Raw genomic sequence first — 23183 nt, forward strand, 5'->3', positions numbered from 1 at the left:
AGACAACTTATCTCAGAATATAAACTTTGCCATATTCCTTTTGGAAAGCTTTATCTCCTTTTGTTGATCTATGCTTCATTTCATCCTGACCATTATCCATTATCACTCGGTATAAGTAAACACCATTGGCTAATCTATCCCCAAATTCGTCTGTACCATCCCAAGCAAATTCAGTCACATTATTACCTATTTTAATAGGACCTAATTCCTGTTTCTGAATTTCTCTAATCACTTTTCCTGTAACAGTCATAATTTGGAGCCTCATATTCTCTGGAACAGTGGTACCAGTCAAAGTAAACACAAATCTAGTTTTAGAGGAAAAAGGATTCGGGTATGGATAGAAGTTTGTAATGCTTGACTCGTTGATCACCTTAAAGTTGATACTGAAACGCTCGGTACCAGCTCTTTGTCCCAAAGCATCCTCACCCTGCACTTCTAAAGTATATTCTCCGTCTTCTAATTGTGGCTGATACTCGACGCGGAAGTCGTTTTTATCATCAGCAGGAAACCATTTTACTCTTGAATCACTGCTCACATTTATTTCCTCGAAATCACCTCCTTCTTTCTTCAAATATACTTTTACAGAGGCTGGATCTGTAATAGGAATCTTATTTGTATTATCCTTTAACACCATGTTAATCACAGGCCTAGGAGACACTATATCACCATCAAGAATCCTGTTTCCATCAAAAACAATATCCAAGGTCGGAGGCATTCCTACATATTGCCCAACGGTAAAAGGGACCTCCAGCACATTATTAAGGTAATTCTGCTCCGGTAATGTCTCTGGAATTCCTCTAGGATTTACCGTTACCCGTAACCTATTATTCCCCTTCATCTTTAAAGTAGAGAATGCATGAGTGAAATATAAAAGCTCCTCCTTTTGCAAAGGTTTTACCTTAAACGATTTTTGCTCTTTGCCCCCATTTTCTAAAAATACCACAGCCTCAACAGTCAAAGAGTCATTAAAACTATTGCTGCTAATGTTATGGAAAGCAAATTGTAAATTTAATTGTCCGTTTGTTGCCTGTTCAGAAAGAGTCTCTAATTGATACTTATCTAAGCCTACCAAATCTGGACGCATCAATCCTTCTGGTACTCCCTCAAACAGTACCGTCCAATAATTTAACTTAGGTGCTGAACGTTGCACTTCATCTTTTAAGATTAATTTTAATTTTAGATAAGGAAAAGTTGTTGCATTTACACTAGAAATATCAAAATCAGTAGCTTTGACATCTCTCCAAAGCACAATCTCCTCTTGATTATTATTCACGCCAACAATATCTAATTGATATGAGTCTGAATCTTCTAAATCTAATTGAAGTTGTAAGGATTGCCATTTATTTGCGGGACCTATAAGAGAAGAAGTCAATGTGCCTTGCCCCACTTTAGAAATGACCTCTTTCTCCATACTTATGGTCTGCAAGTTTGCGGGCGTTGGGTCAGTATCAGAGGGGCCTACTTCAACTGCAGTTCCAGGCACAGAGCCCTTACGACCAACAATAGCAAACGGCTCACCTGTTTTAAGTTTATCTATCAAAGAAGATCCTATGTTTCTAAAGGCCTCTTTCAAACTTTCTGGGAAAGTAGTGAAAGGTACATTGTACATACTTAGCATAGCAACATGATAACCTTCTGGAATAGCTCTCAAAAACTCTTCCAACTTAGTTCTATCAGCTGCGGTTGTTAGATTTCCAAAATGGTATACAAATTTTGGTTCTGTCCCACAAATTCTTCCTAAACCGGCTGGCATACCAAGAAATGGTTCTAGTGTCTTATCGTTCAAGACAATAGCCATGAAATTTGCACTACGCCCAGCACAATCTGCCTCAATAGTTTTAAAGTTATCTAAGAAAATTCCATACGGAGGATAACCAAAGGTGCCGCCGCCTCCAACACCTTTCAACTCAAAGATCCTGTACATGGGTGAGAAAGAAAGCTCTTCCTTCTCAGGATCATCAATCAAACTTTGCTTAACAGCCTTCTGTAATTGACCAATTCCTTTTTGCGACCATCCTGGTTGACTGTTTGGTATGTATCGGAAGGAGCTGCTAGCCCACACCAATTCCTCACCTGCTGCTGCCGTTTCATATCTAAGCCTCCAGAAGTACACCCCACTTTCAGGAAGGGTTACCTCCCACTCAGGCATCAAATCAGCCTGTACAACATTTATCTTCTTCCAAGGGCTATTAAAAGTATAAACAGTATCTATTTCAAAGTAATAGCCCCGCCGGCCAACCAACAAATCAGTGGAATGCCCAATTAGCTTCACTTTATTTTCGCTTATAATTGAATATTCCTTAGGACCAATGGCCAAAACTCCGCTTTTAGAGAAGAAATATTCTAATGTAGCTGTATTATTATTTTCTTCTAGCTCCTCAATGTCATTATTCGGGTCTAGTTTTACTTCAAATACATTAACCCCAAAGCCGTTGGTGGTTTTAGCTTCTAATTCAAGTTCAACAGTGTCTCTGTAATAAACTGCCTGTACTTCCTGTGGATCATATTCTATAGAAGTACCATTCTCCAGTTTACGGGTTACAGATATTTGAAACGGTTTATCATTTACTTTGCCAAGATTCCTTACGTCTACCTTCAACAGAAATTTTTCCGAGTTGGCGGTAACTTTTGTTGACCCATCTAATGAGTGCAAGCTTAAACCACCATCGGTTACAGTGTAATCTGCTTTATCAGGAGCAATTACATGTAAGGCCGGATCTGCCTGCAAAATCATTTGCATGTTCATGGCAATAGCATTATCCCCCTTTACTTTCTGCTCTGTAAGTTCAATTGCTCTTTTATGCTGAATACCTATTGGTTTTAAGAGATATTCTTCATTAGCGAAAGCGGTAGTATAAAAATTAGACGAATACACATTCATCAGTGACGGATATCCATAACTGACATGTGCTAAAAACCCTATGGTTCCTTTATTAGGTGTTAGAAGCCAGTCTTCGCCAAAGGAACGTTGTGTAGTAAAAATATTACCCGCATTACATCCGTTCATAAGAAGCATAGGGTACTTATTTTCATTATTGTACCCATTTACTACATCTGAAACCCTACCAATATCTAAATCAGAAACTGTTCCAGAACTGTGTCCAAAGAAGGTTATCAAAGACAATCCATTATTTAGTTCCCTTGCAATATTTACTGTCTCTAAGCCCCCGGTAGAACTTCTTATGACGGATTTAACATTAGCACCCAACCATTTGTCTTCAATGATACGTTCATAGCTCCTCATGTAAGACAAAATAGTATTCTGCTCACTTCCATGGCTACCTATTAGGTGTAGAATGTTTTTACGCCAATCCAAATTCTGGGGCAGCGCCTCATGTGTTTTTACCTTATCAAGATAGGCTAATACTTCTGCGGCAGTATTGGCAGGCACCCTTCCGGTAGCTACTTTAGGGGCATAATTGCCTTTCTCCCAATCAGCAGTAAAGAAAATATCTGAACCAGGAGTACCGCCAGTTGGAACTAAGTCTTTGTAAGCTAATGAATTCGGATTTTTTCTTACATTAACATTATCCGCCTCTAAACCTTTACCCAATAGAAGCAGGTATTCTGGCTTGCCGTTTGCCATCATATACTTCATATATCTTCGTAAGGCTGCTGCAGATTTGTCACCGAAGAAGAACTGATTGTAAATCAAATCTACATCCATCACTAAAGTGTCATATCCTCCTCCAACACCTGAGGCTCTATAAGAGGCATAATCCTTTATTGGGTTAGTAGACGATGAAGTAGGTTGCATCAATACCTTATGTGAAATAATCAGATAATTGGCTTTATTACCAGCCAAATTCCTGAACTTCACTTCATGTGCAGCAGGTGGCACCAAATTGGCTCCTGACCATAAAATTGCTTTAGAAAAAGAGGGAGGAAAAACAAATCCTTTGTGCGCTCCATTTACCGTACCCTGAATGCGTTTAATATTGTCAACTGATGTAATATCATAAGCAATGGCATTTGCTGCAGTACTTCCTTCAAACAAATAGGATAAAGGCGAAGGCGAAGGCGAAGCATTGACAAATGGCAATTTATTAGTGGAAATAACATTACGCTGAGGATAGATAGTTTTAAAATAAAAAGCTCTATATCCATTAGTTGATTTCCGAGCAGTTACCCGTACAATCAATCTCCCATCACTAGCAAAGTCAGTGTGAGCTATAGTGAAAACTTGTTTTTTAGATTCATGATCAGCAAGTTGAATGGTACCCACTAATCTTTCTGCGCCTGTAGGAGGTTTAATAAATACGTCAACATCATTCGCGTCACCTACTCCAAAAATGGCTACCTCTAACTTTGGCGAGGGGCCACCAGCATGGGGATTAGTAACCATATTCGGTAGGGTAAAAGTCCAACCAGCGGTTAATCCTCCTGTGAACCCTTCACCCGCGTCCATCCATGACATATAATTCTCTCCGAACCTTCTTCCTCTAGAGTACAAGCCATTGTCAAAAAAGAAGTTTTCTTGCCAGTGCCAAGGCTCTGGATTTAAACTAGCCGGATCTTGTGCATAAGTATCCATCCTCTTGCCTGGAGCAGCAGACCAAGTTAAGAAGTAGGCCGCAGTGTCAGTATATAAGCTATAGTATGTATTAATATGATCTGCATCTGGATTCTTATATAATTCACGATCTAAGGCACCATCATTATGCTCTCCATAAAACTCGATAAAATCACCTGTGTCAAAAGAACCGTCTGCCTCACCAGAAACATGAATAGAAACTTCCTTACCTCTGCGGTAAAGCTGAAAGTTTCTAGGATCTACTCCTGAAATACCGGCTGCCTGCAAATAACCATGATCAAGACGATAAATACCTGTGGCAGGTACTTTGATCTTGTAATACTTCTGGTTGTAGTTTATCCACTCATTTCCGTAAATAAACTGCTGGCCAAATGATTGCTGCGCTTTACCGAACAGAACAGTCAGTAAAAGCAAGGCCAAGAAGTAAATTTTGCTAGGATAAATAGTTGTCTTCATAAAACTCGTACTCAAAATCAATCAAAACTATAGGCAACGGAAACTATTACAGAAGACATCTGGGAATTATCAGACACTTTTGAAAGTGCTAAGTCCAGCATCAAGCCATGGGCGGCAACGCCAATGCCAAAATTAGGCTGCACTTTCCAGCTTTTCTCACCACTAAAGTCTTCAAACTGTTGAAGGTTGTTCAAGCCCCCACGCAGAAAAACAGAATTGGCGTAGCCAAATTCTACCCCAACTCGTGGATCAATTGAAGCAAACTTGGAGGAAATCAAGGTATTTCTTTTCCCGTCAAAAGTGACATCTAAATCAGTGGCCACTAAGGCAGAAAACTTCTGACCCATTTGGAAAGAACGCCCTACACCTAACACAAGTCGGGGTAGGGTTATTTCAATACTGTTGGTGTTGAAGGAAGTCTCTTCCTGAAGGTAAGTATCTTCTAGCTCTTCAGCATTAAGTTTCCAGGCAGTAAAAGTGGTGGTAATGTCACGGGCCATCAACCCGAATTGCCAGTTACCGCGACGCAATTGGGCACCAGCATCAATTCCAAATCCCCAGGCATTGGCAAAATCACCTACGTTACGGTAAATAATTTTTGCATTAGCACCCAAAGTCAAGCCTTTAATTAAATTGCTCTGCCGGGCGTAAGAAGCCAGAAAAGCATAATCGGCTACTGAGAAAAACTCTATACTGTCATATTGTATAGCTCCATATTCGTTTTGGAGGCGTCTGGTATCAGCAATATCATCTACCCCAACTCTAATAACCGAAAAAGAAAGCGCGCTGCTGGAATCTAACTTTGCGGCATATGACCCAAAATCGTTTTTGATAATTCCAGCGAAGAGTTCTGAGTGCATGTATGAGGCATTGTGTTTATTTTTCAAGCCCACCAAACCCGCAGGGTTCCAGTAACCGGCAGTGGCATCGCGCACAATGGCTGACTGTACTCCGCCCATGCCTAATGCTCTAGCCCCAATACCAATGTTCATAAACTCATTGCTGTATTTTGGCGCAGAAACTTCTTGGGCATTACTTTCAGTCAAGCCCAGGCAAAAGATGCTTAGGGCCAAGAGAATAGATAATCGTTTAAACATAATGTACTTGTAACGAAATTATAATCCGTAATTATGATGTAAAGATAAAAGGCTTCTTCTAAATATCAGTATAGTCAATTCTATAAACATTACAATTATAAAATTTAATATAATCTAATGAAGTACTTAAGCCTAAATCTCAATACCACAGGCTCTTTTCACTTCTCAAATCACCAACACTAGCTCATAAAATATTCTGGCACAATATGTTTTAAGCCTATTTTCTCTAAAACAGCTCCCAAACGGAATTCTGCTGCAATGCTAAGGCATTGGCAAAAAGTTTAGTTCCAAATAAAGCCAAAGAAATTACAATTGAAGTCAGCTCAATCTAGAAAATACTGCAACAAAAAATAAATTTTAACAGTACCTTGTTTTACATAGTACCTTACAATATCTTTGCATCAATAATTCAGACTCACAGACCATGAAAGTAGAAAACACACAAGTGCAGATGCGGAAAGGGATTCTGGAGTACTGCATTCTGGAAATCATAGCCCGCGGTGAAGTCTATGCCTCTGATATGCTAGAGGAATTGACAGCCGCCAAGATGATAGTAGTGGAGGGGACGCTCTACCCACTGCTGACCAGACTGAAGAACGCCGGACTTTTAGACTACTCCTGGGTAGAATCTACCTCGGGGCCGCCCCGCAAGTATTACAAACTCACCGCCTCCGGCACCGAGTTTCTGGAACAGCTTCGCCTGACCTGGCAAGAACTGGTCGATTCCACCACCTTCATCATCAACCGCAAGAAATCCAATTAGTCATGAAAAAGAATATAAGTGTCAACTTGCAAGGCATGATCTTCCACGTGGAGGAAGATGGCTACGAGATGCTTAGCCAGTACCTTGCCGCCGTAAAGGCGTACTTCTCGTCTTATGAGGGACACGAAGAAATAGTGGCCGACATCGAATCACGCATCGCGGAGATCTTTTTCTCCAGATTGAACCCTGCCAAGCAGGTGATCACCCGTGAAGATGTGCAGGCCCTAATCGCCCAAATGGGTACCGTGGCCGATTTTGAATTGGTAGTTGAGCCTGAAGAGGCAGAGCCAACTGCTTCAGGAAGCACTCATAACTCAACGCCGCCACCTTTTACGGCAGAATCTTCTGAGCAGAAGCGCCTTTACCGCGACGTGAACCGGAAAGTTCTGGCTGGCGTAGCGGCCGGAATAGCCAACTACCTGCAAACAGACCCGCTCTGGATAAGACTGGCTTTTGTGTTCCTGGTGATAGGAATGCCTTTCTCTGGCGGAATTTCAGGGTTTGGCGTGCTCCTGTACATCGTCTGCTGGATTGCCTTGCCCAAAAGCGAAGTCTTACCTGAAATTCCGGTGCGCAAGCTTTTCCGAGACCCAGTTGATAAGAAGTTAGGCGGTGTGGCCAGCGGTATAGCTATTTACTTCGGCGCTGACGTTGCCATTATTCGGTTGCTTTTCCTGCTGTTATTCTTTTTTGGAATAGGGTTACTTGCCTATGTGGTACTGTGGATTGCAGTACCCGAGGCTAAGTCTATAACCGAGCGGGTGCAAATGCAGGGAAACCCCGTCACGCTCTCAAGCATTGAAGAATCTGTTAAAAACAACCTGAACATGAGAGACGCCAACGGACAAGAGAGCACCTTGGCTAAAGTCCTTTTGTTTCCGGTACGCTTAGTGTCACAGATTATTCAGGTATTATCTAAAATACTTAACCCCTTCCTAGCCTTTCTGATTACCATGGCACGTGTGCTGGCCGGCTTACTCATGATGGTCTTTGCCGGGGTGTTGATGGTGAGTTTTATGGTTGTCTTAACCGTTGGCTTAGGAATCATCAATCAACCTGAATTTGTACAGTTAGGAGAGATTCCGGCTTCGGCTTTCTTTAACGCCATACCTTCTTGGCTAGTGTGGGCAGGCTTTTTTGTTGGAATTATACCGGCTATTCTGCTCTTCTTGTTAGGCATTGGGTTACTGGCCCGGCGCTATTTATTACGGCCAACAGTGGGGTGGTCAATGTTAGGTATTTGGTTAATAGCGGTAGTGGCTCTTATTTCTGGCATTACCCTTACCACACGCTACTTCCAAGAAACCGGTGAGTATACAACTGAGCAGACTTTCCCCGCAAACACCAACACCATTATGTTCAATGTACGTGAGTCTTCACATGACTACGGCCACCGTATGAACTTAGAGCTGGAAGGCTACACTGGCAATGAAATCAAGATCATCAAAACATTTACTGCCCGAGGCTTAAACGAAGCAGACGCTATCAAAAACGCCAGAATGGTTTCTTACAAGGTGAATCAGCAGGATTCCACCCTGCGTTTTGATGATGCCTTCACTTTCAACGAGAATGCCATTTTCCGTGATCAGGACTTGAATGTGAAAGTATTGGTACCGGAGGGCAAAATGCTTCAGTTCTCCAGCGGTTTCGCAAACCATTTCAGCCATGACGTCACCAATGGGGAGTATTACTCTGAAGACCTGGAAACCAATACTTGGCAGATCAAGGATGGTCGTTTGGTATGCCTCACCTGCAGCGTGGTGGATTCCACCGCCAGACCATCTGGCGCTCGTACCGCTGCAGCCTTAGATGATGACTTGGCCATTTTGAAAGATGAATACTCCGGCATCTCAAAGATCTACAAAGTTCGTGAATTTAACGAAGTAGAAGCCGGCGGAGGCTATCACTTGCGTATTCGGTACTCACCACGCCACAACGTGAGAGTAACCGGTTCTGAAAAAGAGCTGGACAAACTGCAGGTGCGGGTTCAGAATGGAGTTCTAAAAGTGAAGCGCGACAATGATTTATTCAAGCTGTGGGGCAACAATTCTCGCCCAGTACTTATTGAGGTAGAAACCCCAGACTTGAGACTGGTAGACATTAGTGGTGCCGCAAAAGCTGAGATTTCTGGTTTCGCGCCAGACCAGTTCCAGCTAAAGCAGTCTGGTGCCAGCGAAGTAGCCATTAGCATTAGTACCAGTCGTTTAGAAGTTGATTTAAGCGGTGCCGCAAAAGTTACCATGAAAGGCCACGCTGATGATCTGAATGTAGACGGCAGCGGCGCCAGCGAGATCATAGCCGATAAAATGCAGGCACAACGTGCTTTCGTTGACCTAAGCGGCGCCAGCAGTGCAGTGGTAAACGTAAAAGAACACTTACGGGCCGAAGCCAGCGGAGCCAGCTCAATTGAATATGTGGGCGCGGTGCAGCAAGTAGATATGGATCAGTCTGGCGGCTCTAGCATAAACCGCCGAAGATAAGTGGCTACTTTAGCCTTGTTTTCCAGAAATAAGGCTAAAGCACAAAATTTCAAGAGCCCGCTTTTTACGGATTTCGAAGCGAGGTTTTTGTACAAGGAGGACGCGCCTTTGGCAAAGTCCTCCTTTCTTCCACCTTCGGTTAACTATTGAGGACCGGTTTAACTACATCAGTTTTCCACTGACAGACCCGGTCCTTATTTTCCCTCTCTGCTTCTTCACCTCTCCTTTACTCCTTTTTTGGGATTCACTTTTTTTTCTGACAGCCCTTAGTTCCTTCTACAGCGCCATCATTTATTTGAATCTTCTATCCATCTAACTATGAAATTTTCTTCAGCAAACACACTTCTAGTGACTTTCCTTTTGCTGGCAAACCATTCGTTTGCCCAAAACACACCTTCAAGTTGTGAGACAAAACTTAAGACTTATAAAGACTGGAAAGAGACTGCTCAGACTCAGTGGAGCCTTTTCCTGAAAAGCCAGAACTCAGGAAGCTTGCAGTATATAGGCGCTTTCCATTCCACAGACCCTACACATCAGCAATTTACCCAGATAAAAGAAGCGTGGAACCAGCAGAAACCCACGCTGGTATTTTTTGAAGGCCCTGACCGCGGCACTGCCGCCTCTGAGACAGAAACCATACAGAAATTGGGTGAATCAGGTTTTGTTCGCTATTTAGCAAAGGCCAACGGGGTTAAGACGCAGTCCCTAGAAATGTCTCCTCAACAAGAGATAGACCAGCTGGTAGCTTCAGGAAAATTCACCCCAGAGCAGGTCAAATTGTTTTTTGTCTTAAGGGAGGCCAGCCGGTTAAGAGACCGAAAGGGACTGAAGGGAGAGCAACTGACAGAGGCCGTGGCACAATTACTTGTCAAAGTGAACACCGTCATCAGAGGCTATGAGAAAGTAATACCAGATGTTCCGGCATTGCAGGAGGCATTCGGCAAATATTGGGCCTCGCCTGCCAACTGGCAAGAGGTCCCTGCTGCTTGGTTTGACCCTCTAGGAGACGGTCAGAAAACCGGAGGAAAATTCACGAATGAGATCAACCGCTTGAACAGCGAGCACCGGAACCTTCATATGTACAGGCTCCTTTCTGCTGCCGTGCTCAAGGGCGAACACGTTCTGGCGGTGGTAGGCCGGAACCACGTACCAATGCAGGCAGATGCGCTGCAATGTGCCTTAGGAATAAGCACACCTCAGACGAAAAAATAGTATCTGCGTTTTGTGCCTGTTTTGCGGAAAACAGGCACAAAACGCAGATACTATCACTTGTTACCTTTGTAAGGCTTTAAAAAGTTAGGCCACTGGAGTAAGCCCTAGCTTTTTTCCCTGCACCAGCAGGTAAGCAAAAGCTTCGTCATACTCATTCCTTATTTCGCCTTCCAGAATAGCTTCAGTGATAGCATTCTTCAGAATACCCACTTCTTTTGACGGCGAGATGCCGAAAGTTTTCATGATCAAGTCACCGGTTATAACTGGTTGGAACCTCCGTAACTGATCTTTCTCTTCCACCTCCTTCAATTTTTGCTCAACCCGCTCAAAGTTCTGCAGGTAACGCTTTACTTTATCGTGGTTTTTAGAGGTGATGTCTGCCTTGCAGAGTTGCATAAGCAGGTCTATATCATCGCCGGCTTCAAAGAGAAGACGCCGTATGGCTGAGTCTGTTACTGTTTCTTTTACCAGCGCAATTGGCCTTAGGTGCAAGCGTACTAACTTCTGTACCTGTTTCATGTGCTCGTTTAGGGGCAAGCGCAAATCGGCAAAAATTTTGGGAACCTGCCGCGCACCTTTGTCCTCGTGGCCATGAAAGGTCCAGCCAACTTTCTCATTATAGCGCTTCGTTTCGGGTTTGGCAATGTCGTGCAGAATGGCGGCCCAACGGAGCCAAAGGTCATCAGACACCTGCGCCACATTATCCAGCACCTGCAGGGTATGGTAAAAGTTATCTTTATGAGAGTTTTTGTTGATGGTATCCACCCCGTGCAGCTTTACCATCTTCGGGAAGATGAGGTGCAAAAGTCCCGTCTGAAACAGTAGCTTGAAGCCATAAGACGGAGTTTTAGACAAGACTATTTTGTTCAGTTCATCCGTTATCCGCTCCTGCGACACAATTTTTATCCGCTCCTTGTTTTCACCAATGGCATCAAATGTGTCTGGGTCTATGTCGAAATCCAATTGGCTGGCAAACCGAATGGCACGCATCATGCGCAAGGGGTCATCAGAAAAGGTGATGCCTGGCTCCAGCGGCGTTTTGATGTTTTTACGGCGGATGTCTTTCAACCCGTCAAACCGATCAATTAGCTGTCCATAACTGCCTTGGTTCAGGCTGATACCCATGGCGTTGATGGTAAAGTCACGGCGGTTCAGGTCGTCTTCCAACGTTCCCTGCTCCACCTCCGGCTTGCGGCTCTCCGCACGATATGACTCTTTCCGCGCCCCTACAAACTCCACTTCCCAACCATCATCGGTGCGCAACATGGCCGTACCGAAGTTTTTGAACACCGCTACTTTAGGCTTATTGGGCAATTTGTCTGCCACCCGCTGCGCCAGCTCAATGCCGTTGCCAATGCAGACCACGTCTATGTCTTTGGAAGGTCGCTTCAGCACCAGGTCCCGCACGAATCCACCAATCACGTACGCTTCTGTATTCAATTCTTTGGCGGCACTGGCCACAACGGCAAAAACAGGATGATCTGGAAGCGTTATGTCTGGGGTAGTCATGGGCAAACGTGTCTTAGCTCTCTATTAGAAGCAGCTCCGCCAAATGACGATGCGCTTGCATAGTCTGCAAAGGTAGCGGAACAGGTAGGCTTTGGCAAATGAACATGCCCCCCAGCTGTCTTCTATGGAGAGGGAAAGTTCTCTCTTGCGTTTTCGGCCTGTTTTTAAGAAAGTAGGCCAAAAACAGGAAAGGATAATTGCATTGACCGGCTAATGTCACAGACACTAGCAAGTTTGGGAAACACTGCGAGGTCTTTTGAGCGGACTTCTTTGCGAAAGCAACCAGCTTAATTTTTTAAGAACAGCCTGAAGAAGTAAAAGACTATTCCTTCTCCCCGAGGGAGAAGGCTAGGATGAGGGGCTGCAGTTGAAGAAGCAAGAGTAACTGCTACAAGAATGAGCCGCAGTAGATACCGCTACTGCCAATTACCCTATTTAGCACCTTTACTTCACCTAGTATACTTTAGGAAAGTACAGAGTAAAGCAAAATCTAGCAGAGACACTTCTCAACAAAACCAGACCTGATTCCCTCTCCTCCACAACAACCATTTACTCCACAGACCTTGATGCTTCCGAAGGACCTGCGAGGGTCTGTGCCACTAATGTTTTAGGCCTACTTTACCAAAAACAAGCCTAAAACGCACTATAACAGCTATTCTCGTATCTCCTGACACAGCTCTACCAGCACTCCGTTAGCGGTTTTGGGGTGCACGAAACATACCAATTTGTTGTCGGCGCCGCGTTTGGGAGCCTCATTTAACAGCTGGAACCCTTGGCTTCTAAGGCGCTCCATTTCAGCGTGAATGTCTTCTACCTCAAAGGCTATATGGTGAATGCCCTCCCCTTTCTTCTCTATAAACTTAGCTATGGCGCTATGCTCGGCAGTAGCCTCTAAAAGCTCAATTTTGGTGTTGCCTACTGAGAAAAAGGAAGTATTTACGGCTTCACTTTCCACTTTTTCTGCTTTATAAGGCTCTACACCTAATAATTTTTCAAACAATTGGTTTGCGTCTTGACAATTTTTCACGGCAATGCCGATATGTTCTACATGCATACTGGTTATTTAAAGATATTCTAAGTGATCTTTTTTATGTATTTTTGCGCCAACATCAAACTAACTGACAGAGAATTCTGTTTTTTAGATAAGTAAAACACTGACGAAGATGCTGAAATTACCGATTTATTTAGATAATAATGCCACTACGCCCATGGACCCACGGGTGTTGGAGGCTATGTTGCCCTATTTCACCAACCACTTCGGGAACGCTGCCTCCCGTAACCACCCATTTGGTTGGGCTGCCGAGGAAGCCGTTGACTACGCCCGTGAGCAAATTGCCGCGTTAATCAATTGCAACCCTAAAGAATTGATTTTCACCTCTGGTGCCACTGAGTCTGACAACCTGGCTATCAAAGGAGTGTTTGAGATGTATGCTTCTAAAGGGAACCATATCATCACAGCCACTACTGAGCACAAAGCAGTTTTAGATACTTGTAAGCACATTGAGAAACTGGGCGGACAGGTAACTTATCTTCAGGTAAACTCTGAAGGTTTAATTGACCTTAAAGAACTGGAAGCGGCCATCACCGACAAAACCATCTTGATTTCCATCATGTACGGAAACAACGAGGTGGGTGTGGTGCAGCCTATCAAAGAGATTGGACAGATTGCCAAGAAACATGGCGTGTTGTTCTTCTCAGATGCTACTCAGGCCGTAGGTAAAATTCCAGTAGACGTAGAAGCCGATGGTATCGACTTGATGGCTTTCTCAGGCCACAAAATGTACGGACCTAAAGGTGTGGGTGCTCTATATGTGCGCCGTAAAAACCCAAGGGTTAAAGTTACTGCCCAAATGGACGGTGGCGGACATGAGCGCGGTATGCGTTCCGGAACGCTGAACGTACCTGGTATTGTAGGTTTAGGCAAAGCCTGCGAAATCTGCCGTGTAGACATGGAGTCTGATACTAAGCGTATTGTGGCTATGCGTGACCGTTTGGAAAATGAGTTGCTGCAAGTAGAGGAGTCTTACCTGAACGGGCCTAAAAACCAGCGTTTACCGCACGTAACTAACATTTCCTTTAAATATGTAGAAGGCGAAGGCCTTATGATGGGTGTGAAAGATTTGGCTGTATCGTCTGGTTCGGCCTGTACTTCTGCCTCCCTGGAGCCTTCTTATGTATTGAAAGCAATGGGCATGAGCGATGACTTGGCGCACTCTTCATTACGTTTCGGTCTAAGCCGTTTCACTACTGAAGAAGAAATTGATTTCGCCATCAACCACGTGAAAGAGGCTGTTGCCAAACTACGTGAACTAAGTCCGCTTTGGGAAATGTTCAAAGAGGGTATAGACCTTGACTCTGTAGAGTGGGCAGAACACTAAGATTTCAATTAGAAATTAGGAATTAAAAATTAGAAATTTATCGCAAATCATTTAACTGCGTATATTCTAATAAGTTAACCTAATTTCTAATTCATAATTTCTAATTTTTAATTAACATAGAGCTATGGCTTATTCAGATAAAGTAATCGATCATTACAGCAACCCACGCAACGTAGGTACGCTGGACAAATCAAAAAATAACGTAGGTACCGGTTTAGTAGGTGCCCCTGAGTGTGGTGACGTAATGCGCCTGCAGATTGAAGTTGATGAGAACCAGGTAATCACTGATGCCAAGTTCAAAACCTTCGGCTGTGGTTCGGCAATTGCATCTTCTTCTTTGGCTACTGAGTGGTTAAAGGGCAAGACTGTAGATGAGGCTTTGGCTATTGATAATATGGAGATTGTGGAAGAATTGGCTTTACCGCCTGTTAAAATTCACTGCTCTGTTTTAGCCGAGGATGCCATCAAGTCTGCTATCAACGACTACCGCGTAAAGAACGGTTTAGAGCCATTGGTAGAAGCTAAATCGCACCACTAATCTAGACGCGGCGCAATGGAGGCATCTACCAATGTGCACGTAGAGAGCGCGCGGATTCAACGGCAAATTGAAGACCATTTGGGTCTGGAAGGAAGTCAGCTTTTGTTTGACTTCCGCCCCATGGAAGACCGAATGCGGCTTGATTTGATCACTGTGAACCCACGCCACCACCAGTCTTTTCTGTTCCACACGGTAACAGGTTATGACCGGATAGATGCACTCCGGAAGATGCTGGAGTACGTACGTCAGTCGCGCGACGAGGAGAGCTCCTTTACCATTCAGTGGGTGGCAAGGGGCGAACGGGAGTTAAACACTTCCTACTTTAGGGCGAAGAATATGTATGAAGCACTGGATAAATTATATTATGGGCGGGACATCAATACTATCACGGTTTTTAGTGTGGTGCTGAACCCAGTCTCTTAGAAAAAAGAAAGGAGGATACGCGTATGATTACCGTTTCTGATAAAGCAAAGGAAAAAGTAGAGAAGCTAAAGAAGGAGTCTAATATAGACGACAGCTTCCGTTTGAGAGCCTCTGTGGCTGGTGGCGGTTGCTCTGGCCTGTCTTACAAGCTTGACTTTGATGATGAGGTAAAGCCTATGGACCAGGAGTTTGAGGACAAAGGCGTAAAGGTAGTGGTAGACATGAAAAGCTTCCTTTACCTGGCCGGTACTGAGTTGGACTTTTCTGACGGCTTGAACGGCAAAGGCTTCTTCTTCAACAACCCTAACGCCAGCCGTACCTGCGGCTGCGGCGATAGTTTCTCGGTTTAGTTTTAGCTATTTCATAAAATAAAAAAGGCACCTCTAGAGGTGCCTTTTTTATTTTATGAGGTATGCATTGTTAAGTTGTTTTGAAGCCTCATTCAATAAAGATCCATTAAAAATAGCACCGAGCAGCTAGTGTACGTTTTCGGCCTCAATTCCTAAAAATAGGCTAAAAACAACCCATTTACAGTTCAGCCTCACTCGTTCACCGAGAAAACAGAGGCATTGATCTAATTTCGTTCCTAGTTCTGAACTGCCACACTTTTCCTTTAGTTAGCCTTGAAATATTTCAGATAACAGCCTCTGTACGAGGCATCAAAGGAATCACCCCTATGGTTCAGTTATTCATTAGACAAAAGAATTCACAGTACCCCATCATCAATAATTTGTTGTTTTGGGTTTTCGCTTTGTTGGCGAGTCATCAACTACAGGCACAAACAAATTTGGCATATCCCGGAGGTGAGTACAGAACAACATCTACCGGTACAGTAGGTCAATCTGCTGGCACAGCCAGCCTTGAAAAACTTACTACAGATGGCACTTGGGCACCCGCCTCTTACCCTCTTCCCTCAGATGCCACGCTGCACATTGCCCATAGTACTCACATTACCGGTACACTTACTCTCGCAAATCTAAATGTTGCCTCTGAAAGAGTGTTGACAGTTGCTTCCACTGGGCAGCTTACTACCTCAAACAGATTGACAGTAGCCCCTTCGGCAGAACTAAAACAAGTAGGCGCGGTAGAGTCATTAGGCCTTTTACAACTACAAGCTAACTCTAAACTATGGATACAGTCTTCTTCTTACCACGCAAACTCCACATTATGGTCTGGAGTAGAGGAAATTGATATTGACTCTGAAGTACAAGTAGAACAAGCCGCAGCCAACAGTGTACTTTTCAATCCGGCAAACCTAACACAGCAAGCCTATGGTTATGCCTTTGGCAAACTAACGGTCACTCCTGGCACCACTTCCAGCCAATGGCAACTCCTGAACGCCAGCAGTAATTTGGCTTACGCCGCCACTTTACAGACAGCCGGTACTTCTTCTATAACAGTAGCTGGTGGTAACACCACAGTTGCTTTTGGGCAGAGTTTGCATTTTGCGGGTGGCTCATTTTTTGTGCAAAATCAAAGCTCTGGCACCTCAACACTAACAGTGGCCGGAAACCTTACCTTACAGAACACTTTCCTCACGCTTAATCAAACCTCAAGTAGCGCCGCGATTACGTATATAGACCTACAAGGGAATTTACATACAAACTCTACCTCCACTATTACCAACAGTAGCACCGTCAGCACCAGTACTAGCGGAATACGCCTGAATGGCACCAGTTGGCAGGAACTTCAAGTAGCTGGACCTATCAACCATGTGTCAGTAGCGGTCAAGACAGGGGCTATGGCTCGTCTGAAGCAAAACTTGGTTCTTAACCCTTCCAATTCTGTTTACGCGGGTACTTTCACGGTTGAAAACGGATCAACCTTAGACTTTGGGACTGACGCCTCTGGCGTAGGGCACACCATTTCAGGGCAAGGATACTTCAGGCTAGACCAGGGAGGCACGCTTTATGTCACAAGTGCCCAAGGCATCAATGCCACTGGTGCAACCGGCAACGTTCAGGTGTCCGACAGCCGGAGAACCTTTAACCAAGTAGCCACTTTTGTTTACAATGCACAGGTGCCTCAGTTAACAGGTAATGCTTTTACCACTACTTCAAACGGTAAAATAATTATCATTGACAACCCTACCTCCGTTACCATTACCCACAGCACAGGCATTACCAGCAACACCGCCCTATCTGCACAGGGAGGCCGTCTGGAAATCCGTCAAGGTCGTTTAATTGGCACAGCCACAGCCGACATCTCCAGTTCTGGTAGACTTGTCATGAGCGGGGGAGTGTATCAGATCGGGATGCTGAACACTACAGTACCTCTGTTGACCGGCACCTATGAATTGACAGGGGGCTCCATTGAACTAGCCGGCGATGGTGAGCAGACCTTGAGAGGTAAAACCTATCATAGCGTAACAGTTGGGGGCTCTAATGCAGGAGGCACGGCCAAAACAATCTCCACCACCACTACCATCAACCAGAACCTTACCATTTTACCCAATGCTACATTTGATGTTGCCAATAAGACCTTGAGAGGAGACGGTGGCTTAACCATGACTGGTGGCTTGTTCCGTATTGGAAAAGCAAGCGGCACTTTGCCAGAATTAACTGGTAAAACAGAAGGATATATTTTAACAGGCGGCACCATTGAGTTGTATGGCACCGTGAACGGCCAAAGCCAATCCATCAGAGGTACGTTCGGAACTTCACAGAAAATAGTTTACCATCAATTGCTGTTGAGTGCCGCACAGGCCAATACTCTGAATGAATTAGGTAATCATTTACTAAGCGGAAACTTTGATGTAGCCGGCACTTTAACTGTACAATCGCCGGCGGTGCTGCAAATTGCCAGCAACAGAGCCATTGGCGGCAGCGGAAACTTCATTTTATCACCCGGCGCTACATTATTATATGGATCAGCGCAAGGTATAAAACTGAGCGGAACTGGTACATCAGATGGCAACATCAGGGTGAGTGGCAACCGCAGCTTTTCACCACAAGCCAACTATGGATTCATAGGTAACTCAGAAATGGTGACAGGAGACGGTTTACCTGCCCAAGTAGCTAATTTACTAGTGGCTAAACCTGCTCTGGGTGTTACCCTTACCAACTCAGTTACCGTTACTGGTACCTTCACCTATAAAAGCGGAGTGTTCAAAACTGAGGCACAAGAGTTGTTTTTAGCAAACGCTTCTTCCTCTTCTCTCCTATTGGCAGATCAAAGCCTGTACGTTCAGGGGAACCTAAGAAGGGCCGTAGGCAGTAGCGGCTCCTACTCTTTCCCCGTTGGTACTGCGAATGGGAAAAGGCAACTGGACCTCAACTCCAACGGATTGTCAGGCAATGGTTTCAACAGTATTGCCGTCAGCTTTATGCCCCTTACCAATCATCAAGACCGTGATTTGAATGTGATTGAAAATGGATATAGATATCTGCAGGTGGTGCCAGAGGGCGTGTGGCACGTATCGCCTAATGCCCAGCCTTCTGAAGGCAGCTATACCGCCATGGCATCGTTGCAGGGCTTCATGAACCTAACTGATAATCAATTCGCACTGTTGATAAGACCTCTTACCTCAGTATCTGGGAAAGATTGGACCACGGGCAACGGGGTTTTAGACGCACCCAACAAAGAAGGCCGCACCGTGGAGAGCGGGTTTGCCAAACGTAATTTTGTAGGACAATTTGGCCAAATGGGCATTGCCACCATGGAAGCCACCCTACCTGTAAGCTGGCTGTATGTTAAAGCAGAACCTACTACACAGGGGGTTGAGGTCAAGTGGGCAACTTCCATTGAATTGAATAATGAAAGATTTGAAGTGGAATACTCCTTTGATGGGAAAACCTTTGCCACCGCTGGCGTAGTGACTGGAAAAGGAAGCACGACCATAGCACAGCATTACACGTTCCGTCATACATTCTCCGCTTCTCAGGCAGTGTATTACCGCGTAAAGCAAATTGACTACGACGGCAAATTTGACTACAGCAAAACAGTTGTTGCCAAACCTACTACCTCCACTCTTCCAGCAATGAGTCTCTATCCCAACCCCAGCCAAGACTTATTGTTCTTGACTGGAGTAGCGCCTGCCGCCTCTGTTGAGATATTCAACATGCAAGGCAAAATGGTAGAAAAAGCCGCCGTATTAGCAGAAGAGTCAACACCCTATATACAAGTTAGGCATTTACCTGCTGGGCAGTACATTCTACAGATACGGCACGAAGGCTCTATCCACAGGCTAAGATTTGTAAAGTAGTAGAATTGTTTTCAGCTTACTTTCATAAAAACAGGTCAAAAACAGAAGGAGCGGTGCCATTGCCACCGCTCCTTCTGTTTAAATTACGTATGCTTTAATAGCACATATGCACATTAATTCATTAGCACATTAGTACGCTCTTCCTATATTGTTCTCCATATAGTTCACGAAGGCGCGGTTTACTACTTTAATACCTCCCGGCGTTGGATAGTTACCTGTGAAATACCAATCACCAACATGGTTAGGGCAAGCCTCGTGCAAACCTTCCACCGTCTGGAAGATAACTTCCACTTCCGCTTTTACGTCTGAGGCCTTTACAATCTCAGCCACTTTAGCACTTATTTCCTTCGCACTGAATTGGGCATACAGCTCCTGCACAAAGTTTACCTCCTTGGCAGCACCTGTTTGCAGTGCTTTCGTAGATTTCTGGTATACCTCCTGCAGTAGACTTTCCTTGCCTTGGTCTTTCAAGAGTCCAATCATCGCTCTAAAGGCCACAAACTCCTTCATACGTGACATGTCAATGCCATAACAGTCAGGGTAGCGTATTTGCGGTGCGCAGGAAACCACAATGATTTTCTTTGGCTCCAGGCGGTCCAGCATCCGGATAATACTTTTCTCCAGCGTAGTACCACGCACAATGGAGTCATCAATCACCACAACGGTATCGACTCCTTTTTTCACCACTCCGTAGGTAGTGTCATATACGTGCGCCACCAAGTCGTCACGAGAATTATCATCGGTGATAAACGTACGAAGCTTGGCGTCTTTGATTACCAGCTTCTCTATCCGAGGCTTGAACGACAGAAGATTATCTAACTTGGCATCGGTCAGGTCTCCTGCTTCAATGGCTTTCCGGCGGTAGCTGCGCAGATAGTCTTCCACGCCATCCATCATCCCCAGGAACGAAGTTTCGGCGGTGTTAGGTATGTAGGAGAAAACTGTGTTCTCTAAATCATAATTAACGGCTTCCAGAATAGTGGGGCACAGCAATTTGCCCAGCATCTTGCGCTCCTGGTAAATTTCAGGGTCGTTGCCGCGTGAGAAATAGATCCGCTCAAAGCTACAGCTCTTCTTTTCCAGCGCCGGTAGCACTTCTTTCTCTGCCGCCTCGCCGTTCTTTTCTACAATCAGGGCGTAACCAGGCGTAATTTCTTTGATTTGATCGTACTCTACCCCAAAGGCGGTTTTGATGGCAGGCTTTTCTGAGGCCACCACTACCACCTCATCGTCCATGTAATAATAAGCCGGACGAATGCCAGATGGATCACGCACCACAAAGGCAGCACCGTAGCCCGTCAATCCCGCCATGGCATAGCCCCCGTCAAAGTCTTTGCAGGCTCTGCGCAGTACACGCTGAAGGTCCAGGTGTTCTTCAATAAGGGCGGTGATTTCCTGGTTATTGTGGTCGGGCTTGAAATAATCGAAGAGGCGTTGGTTTTCCTCGTCTAAAAAGTGTCCTATTTTCTCTAGTACCGTAACGGTATCTATTTTCTGCTTGGGGTGCTGGCCTAAGTTAGTGAGCACATTGAAAAGCTCATCTACGTTGGTCATGTTGAAGTTACCGGCTACGGCTAGGCTCCTGTTTCGCCAGTTGTTTTCGCGCAGCATGGGGTGGCAATTGTCTACGCTGTTTTCGCCGTGGGTGCCGTAGCGGAGGTGACCTAAATACACATCGCCTAAGAAAGCGAGCCGATCACGCATGAAGGCCACATCTTGCGCCTGCTCGGGGTTCTTGCGTTTGTACTTATTGTACTTCTCGCTTATTCTCCCAAAAATATCGTCTATGGCTTTGGTTTTCACAGACCGGTAGCGGGCTATGTACTCTGTACCTGGATTGGCGGCAATTTTAATGCTGGCAAAACCTGCCCCGTCCTGGCCCCGGTTGTGCTGCTTCTCCATCAGGAGGTACATCTTCTGGATGCCGTACAGCGGAGTACCGTACTTTTCAGCATAATACTCCAAGGGCTTGCGAAGGCGGACCACGGCAATTCCGCACTCATGCTTTATAGCATCACTCATTATAAACTATTATTAGGTATGGAAAGCACGTTTTTTATGATTTCCAGAAGCCCTTCCGCCATAAGTAGCAAAGAAGAACTCCGGCACAAAGTACGGCTAAAAAAACGAAAGCTTCCAAGGGAAAAACCATTTTCTGTTGTGTTTCGTGCCCGTGAGGAAAAAGAAAACAAACCACGCCTAAAGGCAAGAGTGTTTTAGCCCTGTTTTCAGAATTTCAGCTCCAAAACAGCCTCTTCATGCTGCACTGTTGCCTACCTTTGCAGCCATGAACAAACAAGTAAAGGTGCACAGCGCCCTTTTTCTGGTAGCACTTATTTATGGCGCCAATTACAGTATTGCCAAAGAGATAATGCCCGAGTATGTAGGCCCTTTCGGGCTGATTGTGATTCGGGTGGTGAGTGCGGTGCTGGTATTTGGTGCTATTTCTTTATTCATTACCAAAGAGAAGGTAGAGAGCAAAGCTGACTGGGGTCGAATGGCACTGTGTGGGCTCTTCGGAATCACGCTGAACCAACTGTCTTTCTTTGCGGGTTTGAACCTGACTTCGCCTATCAATGCCTCGCTTATTCAAACGGTATCGCCGGTCATGGTGGTACTGCTGTCAGCGTTTCTTCTGAAGGAAAAACTGAAGGTAAACCGTATGCTGGGAATTCTATTGGCCGGATTAGGCGCTATGTTACTGATTTCGGGCAAAGACAGTGGCCAGGCGCAGGGCAACTGGCTAGGCGATTTACTTATTCTGTTCAATGCCGTCTGCTTTGGTGCTTTTCTGGTGCTGGTAAAACCGCTTATGGCCAAGTATCAGGCTATTACGGTGGTCAGTCGTATTTTTCTGATTGGCTCTATAGGCTCAATTCCGTTTGGCATTGAGCAAGTCACCAGCCCCGATTACAGCACCTTTCCTCTTTCCATTTGGGCAGCCATTGCATTTGTAGTCATAGGCATGACCATTCTGGCCTACCTGCTCAACATCTGGGCTATGAAGTTTGCCAGCCCGGCTTTGGTGGGCGTGTACATTTACCTGCAGCCCGTGTTTGCTATTCTGATCTCTGTATATTTCGGAAAAGATGTGTTTACGTGGCAGAAAGCTTTATATGCAGCCATGATTTTTGGAGGGGTGTACTTGGTAAGCAAACCTAAAAAGTCAACAGTCTAACTACTTTCTCCGTTAAAACTACTCCAACTGCGCACCAAAACTCTAAAAATGGGGTTTGGGTAAAAAACAGAGCACGCACCATGGCAGACGAAAATGTTTCTTTTGATGAAGATGCCCTCCACCACCTCTTTCTGTTGGTAGAAGCCCAAGACGCCACCTGTATGCTCAACGTGGCCGGTCATCCTTTACGCATAAGAGAAGTGGTTTACTCTATGGTAGAGAACGGCTGCCGGGTCAGCAAAGTCACTGCTGACCATTACAATACCTTTCTGTATGACAAAGAAGTAACAGAGATTTACGATTACCTCACTACCATTATTAAAGTTAAACACGTGCAGGCATAATCTTCTTCTGCCTATAATGCATCATAAATTGAAGCCCTGTTTTCGGGCTACTTTTCTTAAAGTAGCC

The 23183-nt window shown here is 44.9% G+C and carries 14 protein-coding genes and 1 pseudogene; 10 read left to right on the plus strand and 5 right to left on the minus strand.

What is annotated here, in order from left to right; all coding sequences use genetic code 11:
• Positions 1–7: 7 nt before the first annotated feature.
• Together porU2 and A8O23_RS16595 are read right to left on the minus strand one after the other, a co-directional pair.
• Positions 8–4990, minus strand: a complete 4983-nt coding sequence (porU2, locus tag A8O23_RS16590; RefSeq protein WP_066623571.1) for a putative type IX secretion system sortase PorU2 — start codon at positions 4988–4990, stop codon at positions 8–10.
• 17 nt (positions 4991–5007) lie between these two features.
• The gene (locus A8O23_RS16595; RefSeq protein WP_066623575.1) at positions 5008–6087 is read right to left on the minus strand and encodes a putative type IX sorting system protein PorV2; all 1080 of its coding nucleotides are present in this window, start codon (positions 6085–6087) and stop codon (positions 5008–5010) included.
• A gap of 424 nt (positions 6088–6511) precedes the next feature.
• Here A8O23_RS16595 and A8O23_RS16600 point away from each other — a divergent pair, with 424 nt between their 5' ends.
• From A8O23_RS16600 to A8O23_RS16610, 3 genes are all read left to right on the plus strand, one after another.
• On the plus strand, positions 6512–6850 hold the full coding sequence (locus A8O23_RS16600; protein ID WP_066623577.1) for a PadR family transcriptional regulator: 339 nt from the start codon (positions 6512–6514) through the stop codon (positions 6848–6850).
• 2 nt (positions 6851–6852) lie between these two features.
• Positions 6853–9330 carry a PspC domain-containing protein gene (locus A8O23_RS16605; RefSeq protein ID WP_066623580.1) on the plus strand — a complete coding sequence of 826 codons (2478 nt, stop codon included), beginning with the start codon at positions 6853–6855 and terminating at the stop codon, positions 9328–9330.
• Between the two features lie 318 nt (positions 9331–9648).
• The gene (locus A8O23_RS16610; RefSeq protein ID WP_066623584.1) at positions 9649–10542 is read left to right on the plus strand and encodes a hypothetical protein; all 894 of its coding nucleotides are present in this window, start codon (positions 9649–9651) and stop codon (positions 10540–10542) included.
• 84 nt (positions 10543–10626) lie between these two features.
• On the opposite strand, the gene A8O23_RS16615 is transcribed toward A8O23_RS16610, so the two are convergent.
• Together A8O23_RS16615 and mce are read right to left on the minus strand one after the other, a co-directional pair.
• On the minus strand, positions 10627–12051 hold the full coding sequence (locus A8O23_RS16615) for a CCA tRNA nucleotidyltransferase (protein ID WP_066623586.1): 1425 nt from the start codon (positions 12049–12051) through the stop codon (positions 10627–10629).
• A gap of 652 nt (positions 12052–12703) precedes the next feature.
• Positions 12704–13105, minus strand: a complete 402-nt coding sequence (gene mce, locus A8O23_RS16620; protein WP_066623590.1) for a methylmalonyl-CoA epimerase — start codon at positions 13103–13105, stop codon at positions 12704–12706.
• 109 nt (positions 13106–13214) lie between these two features.
• Here mce and A8O23_RS16625 point away from each other — a divergent pair, with 109 nt between their 5' ends.
• The 5 genes and pseudogenes from A8O23_RS16625 (at position 13215) to A8O23_RS16645 (ending at position 19594) form a co-directional block, all read left to right on the plus strand.
• Complete coding sequence (locus A8O23_RS16625) at positions 13215–14429, plus strand: IscS subfamily cysteine desulfurase (RefSeq protein WP_317039552.1); 1215 nt, start codon at positions 13215–13217, stop codon at positions 14427–14429.
• A gap of 124 nt (positions 14430–14553) precedes the next feature.
• Entirely contained in the window at positions 14554–14967 is a 414-nt protein-coding gene (gene iscU, locus A8O23_RS16630; protein ID WP_066623593.1) for a Fe-S cluster assembly scaffold IscU, read from the plus strand.
• A 15-nt stretch (positions 14968–14982) separates the two neighbouring features.
• Positions 14983–15390, plus strand: a complete 408-nt coding sequence (locus A8O23_RS16635) for a hypothetical protein (RefSeq protein WP_066623595.1) — start codon at positions 14983–14985, stop codon at positions 15388–15390.
• Positions 15391–15410: 20 nt separating this feature from the next.
• Positions 15411–15740: pseudogene (locus A8O23_RS16640) on the plus strand (HesB/IscA family protein); the annotation flags it as partial.
• A gap of 326 nt (positions 15741–16066) precedes the next feature.
• Positions 16067–19594, plus strand: coding sequence for a T9SS type A sorting domain-containing protein (locus A8O23_RS16645; RefSeq protein WP_082883123.1), 3528 nt, complete (start codon positions 16067–16069; stop codon positions 19592–19594).
• Positions 19595–19723: 129 nt separating this feature from the next.
• Here A8O23_RS16645 and A8O23_RS16650 read toward each other — a convergent pair whose 3' ends face one another.
• Entirely contained in the window at positions 19724–21616 is a 1893-nt protein-coding gene (locus A8O23_RS16650) for an amidophosphoribosyltransferase (protein ID WP_066623599.1), read from the minus strand.
• Positions 21617–21881: 265 nt separating this feature from the next.
• Here A8O23_RS16650 and A8O23_RS16660 point away from each other — a divergent pair, with 265 nt between their 5' ends.
• Positions 21882–22772 (plus strand): DMT family transporter, encoded by an 891-nt coding sequence (locus A8O23_RS16660; protein WP_066623606.1) that lies wholly within the window; start codon positions 21882–21884, stop codon positions 22770–22772.
• An 80-nt stretch (positions 22773–22852) separates the two neighbouring features.
• Positions 22853–23116, plus strand: coding sequence for a hypothetical protein (locus tag A8O23_RS16665; RefSeq protein WP_066623608.1), 264 nt, complete (start codon positions 22853–22855; stop codon positions 23114–23116).
• Positions 23117–23183 lie beyond the last annotated feature (67 nt).

The sequence above is a fragment of the Rufibacter roseus genome (assembly GCF_001647285.1).
Classification (GTDB): Bacteria; Bacteroidota; Bacteroidia; order Cytophagales; family Hymenobacteraceae; genus Nibribacter; species Nibribacter roseus.

Coding starts and splice junctions, on each gene's coding strand:
- A8O23_RS16665 (WP_066623608.1), top strand. CDS start 22,853: ATGGCAGACGAAAATGTTTCTTTTGATGAAGATGCCCTCCACCACCTC.
- A8O23_RS16610 (WP_066623584.1), top strand. CDS start 9,649: ATGAAATTTTCTTCAGCAAACACACTTCTAGTGACTTTCCTTTTGCTG.
- A8O23_RS16605 (WP_066623580.1), top strand. CDS start 6,853: ATGAAAAAGAATATAAGTGTCAACTTGCAAGGCATGATCTTCCACGTG.
- A8O23_RS16600 (WP_066623577.1), top strand. CDS start 6,512: ATGAAAGTAGAAAACACACAAGTGCAGATGCGGAAAGGGATTCTGGAG.
- iscU (WP_066623593.1), top strand. CDS start 14,554: ATGGCTTATTCAGATAAAGTAATCGATCATTACAGCAACCCACGCAAC.
- porU2 (WP_066623571.1), bottom strand. CDS start 4,990: ATGAAGACAACTATTTATCCTAGCAAAATTTACTTCTTGGCCTTGCTT.
- A8O23_RS16595 (WP_066623575.1), bottom strand. CDS start 6,087: ATGTTTAAACGATTATCTATTCTCTTGGCCCTAAGCATCTTTTGCCTG.
- A8O23_RS16635 (WP_066623595.1), top strand. CDS start 14,983: ATGGAGGCATCTACCAATGTGCACGTAGAGAGCGCGCGGATTCAACGG.
- A8O23_RS16660 (WP_066623606.1), top strand. CDS start 21,882: ATGAACAAACAAGTAAAGGTGCACAGCGCCCTTTTTCTGGTAGCACTT.
- A8O23_RS16615 (WP_066623586.1), bottom strand. CDS start 12,051: ATGACTACCCCAGACATAACGCTTCCAGATCATCCTGTTTTTGCCGTT.
- A8O23_RS16645 (WP_082883123.1), top strand. CDS start 16,067: ATGGTTCAGTTATTCATTAGACAAAAGAATTCACAGTACCCCATCATC.
- mce (WP_066623590.1), bottom strand. CDS start 13,105: ATGCATGTAGAACATATCGGCATTGCCGTGAAAAATTGTCAAGACGCA.
- A8O23_RS16650 (WP_066623599.1), bottom strand. CDS start 21,616: ATGAGTGATGCTATAAAGCATGAGTGCGGAATTGCCGTGGTCCGCCTT.
- A8O23_RS16625 (WP_317039552.1), top strand. CDS start 13,215: ATGCTGAAATTACCGATTTATTTAGATAATAATGCCACTACGCCCATG.